This window comes from Succinivibrio faecicola (genome assembly GCF_019448115.1).
GTDB lineage: Bacteria > Pseudomonadota > Gammaproteobacteria > Enterobacterales > Succinivibrionaceae > Succinivibrio > Succinivibrio faecicola.
In genome coordinates, this window is record NZ_JAGFNY010000059.1 from 1 (window position 1) to 3936 (window position 3936).

The 3936-nt window shown below is 36.7% G+C and carries 4 protein-coding genes; all 4 read right to left on the minus strand.

Features of this window, described 5'->3' with window-relative positions; genetic code table 11:
- Positions 1 to 146: 146 nt before the first annotated feature.
- The 4 genes from J5V48_RS09475 to J5V48_RS09490 are packed head-to-tail and all read right to left on the minus strand — an operon-like array spanning position 147 to position 3556.
- The gene (locus J5V48_RS09475; RefSeq protein ID WP_219938353.1) at positions 147 to 545 is read right to left on the minus strand and encodes a hypothetical protein; all 399 of its coding nucleotides are present in this window, start codon (positions 543 to 545) and stop codon (positions 147 to 149) included.
- Positions 538 to 1317, minus strand: a complete 780-nt coding sequence (locus tag J5V48_RS09480) for an ATP-binding protein (protein WP_219938355.1) — start codon at positions 1315 to 1317, stop codon at positions 538 to 540. The genes J5V48_RS09475 and J5V48_RS09480 overlap by 8 nt, the downstream gene beginning before the upstream one ends.
- Positions 1314 to 3002 carry a Mu transposase domain-containing protein gene (locus J5V48_RS09485; protein ID WP_219938357.1) on the minus strand — a complete coding sequence of 563 codons (1689 nt, stop codon included), beginning with the start codon at positions 3000 to 3002 and terminating at the stop codon, positions 1314 to 1316. The genes J5V48_RS09480 and J5V48_RS09485 overlap by 4 nt, the downstream gene beginning before the upstream one ends.
- 41 nt (positions 3003 to 3043) lie before the next feature.
- Entirely contained in the window at positions 3044 to 3556 is a 513-nt protein-coding gene (locus J5V48_RS09490; RefSeq protein ID WP_219938359.1) for a DUF6431 domain-containing protein, read from the minus strand.
- Positions 3557 to 3936 lie beyond the last annotated feature (380 nt).

The window sequence follows — 3936 nt, forward strand, 5'->3', positions numbered from 1 at the left end:
TGGAATAAATTGCAATTTTGACGCATAGATCTTGTTGTCATCGATCATCAGATCTTGTCATAGGCGATCAGAGAATCTTATTCTTAACAGATCGCTTTGAATAAAAAAATGGCATAGTTTTTTGGGTTACCATGCCATTAAGGTTGTTACATCAAAAGCTTATTTCTTTCAATCTGACTTTTTAGTGCTTCTTTTTCACAACTCAACAGACTGTTCTGAATAAGAATTTTTCCTTTTTCAGCCTGCATGCTTAATACTTCTTCTTTTGTTTTTAGTAGCTGATTCATCGCATCATTGTAATTCTCCTGTAGAGATCTAATCTTTGAGGTTAACTCTTTCATCTTCGTTTTCATTTGACACAGTGTTGTCACGTCTTTTTTATGCTCAATAATACTCATAGAGTTGATGAAATCGCAGATTACATCCAAAAGCTCATATGTACTCATATCAGAATTGACAAGTTCCAATAGTTTTCCTGCAGATAATGGAAAATCCTTGTTATATGCTGCATTGATAACAGCTGTTACATTTGCATTACTAATCATTTTGCTCTCCTTTAATTTCTTCATTGGTGCCTCTCCATGATGCACCTTTTAGGGTAATTTCCATATCAGAATCTCTCATTAATCTATCTGCCAGTGCGTCCCTAATTGGTGATGGATCAATGACCTTCTTTAATGAATTCTTTCCTAGCTGAGAGGTGATAATGGTAGAACCTATTCCGTATCTGCATTCTGCAATTTCATTTAAAGCACAAACTATGTTGTCTGGAATTTTAGATAGCCCCCAGTCATCGAAAACTATAAGGTCAATGTTTTTTATTCTATCCCTGAATCTTATGAACGAAGGTCCATCCTTAGAATTTACCATGGTCATAAAATCATTGAAGCGGTAAAACATTACACTATACCCTTTACTCATTGCTTCAACTGCAGCTGCACAAGCAAGTGCTGTTTTACCCGTGCCAGAGGCTCCGCTTATCACAATATTTATACCCTTGTTGATATAATCACAGTCTTTTAGTTTTAAAAGCATCGTGCTTTCGAAACCTCTTGAAGGATCTGGAGCAAACTGTTTGAGGTATATGCGTTTGCGGACTCTTGAATTTCTGAATAATTTGTTAAATCTTTTGTGTGCAACATGCTCCTCATGAGACTCAAGACATCTTTTCAGCTTATCTTCAAACGTCATATCTGTATACATCTCAGGACTGCCAAACTGCTCGTAAAGCTCATCTACCACTCCATCAAGTTCCAGTCTCTGTGCTAGTGCGATAAGTTCACGCTGCTCTGGTAAAAGTACAGTTTTTTCTTTCATGACTGTTCTCCATGTACATCAGGTTCAAAACTATCGAAATCTCTTAAATGTGCATCATCTGGCTCTGTGGGTCTGAATATTTCAAACTCTTCCTGATGCTGAATTTTTTGGTTTTTGTTATATTCATTCTGAAGTTCCTTATACATTTCTGCTACTGAGTAGGAGCTCCATTTATAAGGCTCCAGATTAAGGACAGATATGCAGGCTTCAGAGTACAACTGTTTGAAAAAGCAACGCTTGTATCCATTTATGACAGCCCTGCAGGTTTTTATTGTGACTGATTCTGCTCGACAGTTATTTTTGTCATACTCAATCTTTGAAAGACAGAATCTATTGACGCCGTCATCTAAAGCTTTTGATATTGACGTAACGTCATCCAGTGATGCATAAATCCTGTTGTTTGCATCAATTTTCTGATGTAGGCTCGGTTTGTGACCTTCAACGGCAGTGATCCCCTCTCCATCTGTCCGTAGGTGACGAGCTATTTCCTTGCCCTCATGTTTAATTATCACCAGATCATTGGTTAAATAAATATCTACACGTTTCTTGATATATAAGTATGGAACAGAATACTGATGTGCTTGGACTGTTACCATGTAAGAGCCAGGAACAACCACTGATATAGGTTCGCCCATATATTCAGGAATTTTCTTCTCAGGTATTAGTAAAGGCAGTTCATAAGTTTTGAAAAGGTAGTCTCTGGTCAAAGTTGTACTTCGTCTGAAAGGACCTTTGTTAATTAGAGCCTCAACTTTTTCCATAAGGATCTTGTTATGCTCTTGCAATGTACGCAACGTAGTAGCAAATTCGTGCTTCAAACTAGACATAACAGACTGAATTCTTCCGACTGAGTGCTCTGCACAGCTTTTACGTTGTGGAGTATATGGAGGTGCAGCTTCTGCACACATGCCCATTTCCTGCAGATAGCATGCGAAATTTTCATTTATTACAGCTTCTGCATGTGGTTTATGCTGTGTACACCAACAACGTGCATTGTCTACTGTTAAAATACTTGGATGGCGATTTCCTAGGTATCTAAAACCTTCACATAATACTCTGCAACTTTCTGCTGTACTCTGAGCTGTCACAAATCCTGCGTAAACGTAGTAACTTGCAGGAAAAGCAATGGCCATGATCCAACATGTAATTCTGCCGTTATAGGTTAAAAGCTCATACTTGTCACCTGTATAATCAAGCTGAGCGTACAGACCATAAGGAAACGTCTGTGCATAATAAAACTCAGGACTATCAGATTCAATTAAGTCTCTTGCAATTTTTATTCTGGCAGAAAAATATGACAGACTCAGTGGCTGTAGTTCCTTACTTAAAGCCTCTGATTCATATAGAGCATACAGCTGAGTAATATTCAGCTTTTTCTCAATCATCACAGAAGTGAGTTTTTCAAAGTCAGGTAGATATTTATTCTGACTGTCATTTCTAACATCCTGCTGTTTTCTTGGATAGACTTTTTCATAAAGCTCTTTGGGAGACATCCTTGATATTTCGTCACTGTTACTGATTTCTTGACTTTCAAGCTTATTCTTGAGTCTGATAATCGTGCTTGGGGACACCTTAAGTGAACGAGCAATAAACCTACATGAATCAGTTGATGTTAGTAACCTTATGCAGGCCTGTTTCAACTGAGGAAACCTCAGATATCCTGAATTTTGGCTAGTTTTGTTCATAAAAAGCTCCTTTATTTAATGGACAGGAGCAATTTTATGGATCAACTGGTGTCAAATTGGTAAATCGTGTGGCTGAAGTACTGCTGAACGTTGATACACCTGTGTTTTTCAGAAGTTAAAAGGTAATAAAATCTTGCGATTTTGATGGGGATTGAGAGCATTTTTGGGGGTACTTGGACTTTATTAATAAAAATATGTGTACTTCCAATCTCTTTATATCTTTTTTTTAATTTATGCTTAGCTCGAATAATGTACTCGATCTTGTCGTTTAGGGATTTTCTACTAATTATTGAAACTAGCTTATCCCATTCTTCTTTTGATATTTTCTCGACGGTGTTTATTGGGATTTCATTTGAAAAAACTATACAGAGCGTCTTTACTGAATAGTTGCAGTAAGGAAGGATAAAGTCAGGCAACAGTACATGGGTTCGTTGTACAGGGTTTCCACCCTTACAGATAATTCTTGGTATAAGAAATGTCTTTTCATTTATTCCTATCTGCTTGACAATCCTTGTTATATAACCGTGTATATAAATTTTCTCGCAATTAAGCATCGAGCATAACTTTAAAAAGCCAACCAAGAGCACAATTCTTGATAGAAAAACATTCTCTTTAACAATTCTGAAAGTTCCTTGTGGTAATATGATCATGACTTTTATGTCAGGTCGTGTTCTTTTGTCGCGAAACAAAAGGGGGAACACGACCTTTTTTAATTAATTCAGACCCAATAAGAAACTATCTAAACAGCCTCTTCCCTCAAGCAAAGCTCTTATTTCAAGAATAGTAATTTTTTTTGGATCTTATAAAGAATATTGAGATGACAAGAAGCATTATGAGAAGTGCGTCATAAAGAAGAAGATCTTCTGATCGATTAAATCAAGATAAAGTGATCGATCAATTCAAGATCTTTGCGTCATAACTAAAAGATTTTCCA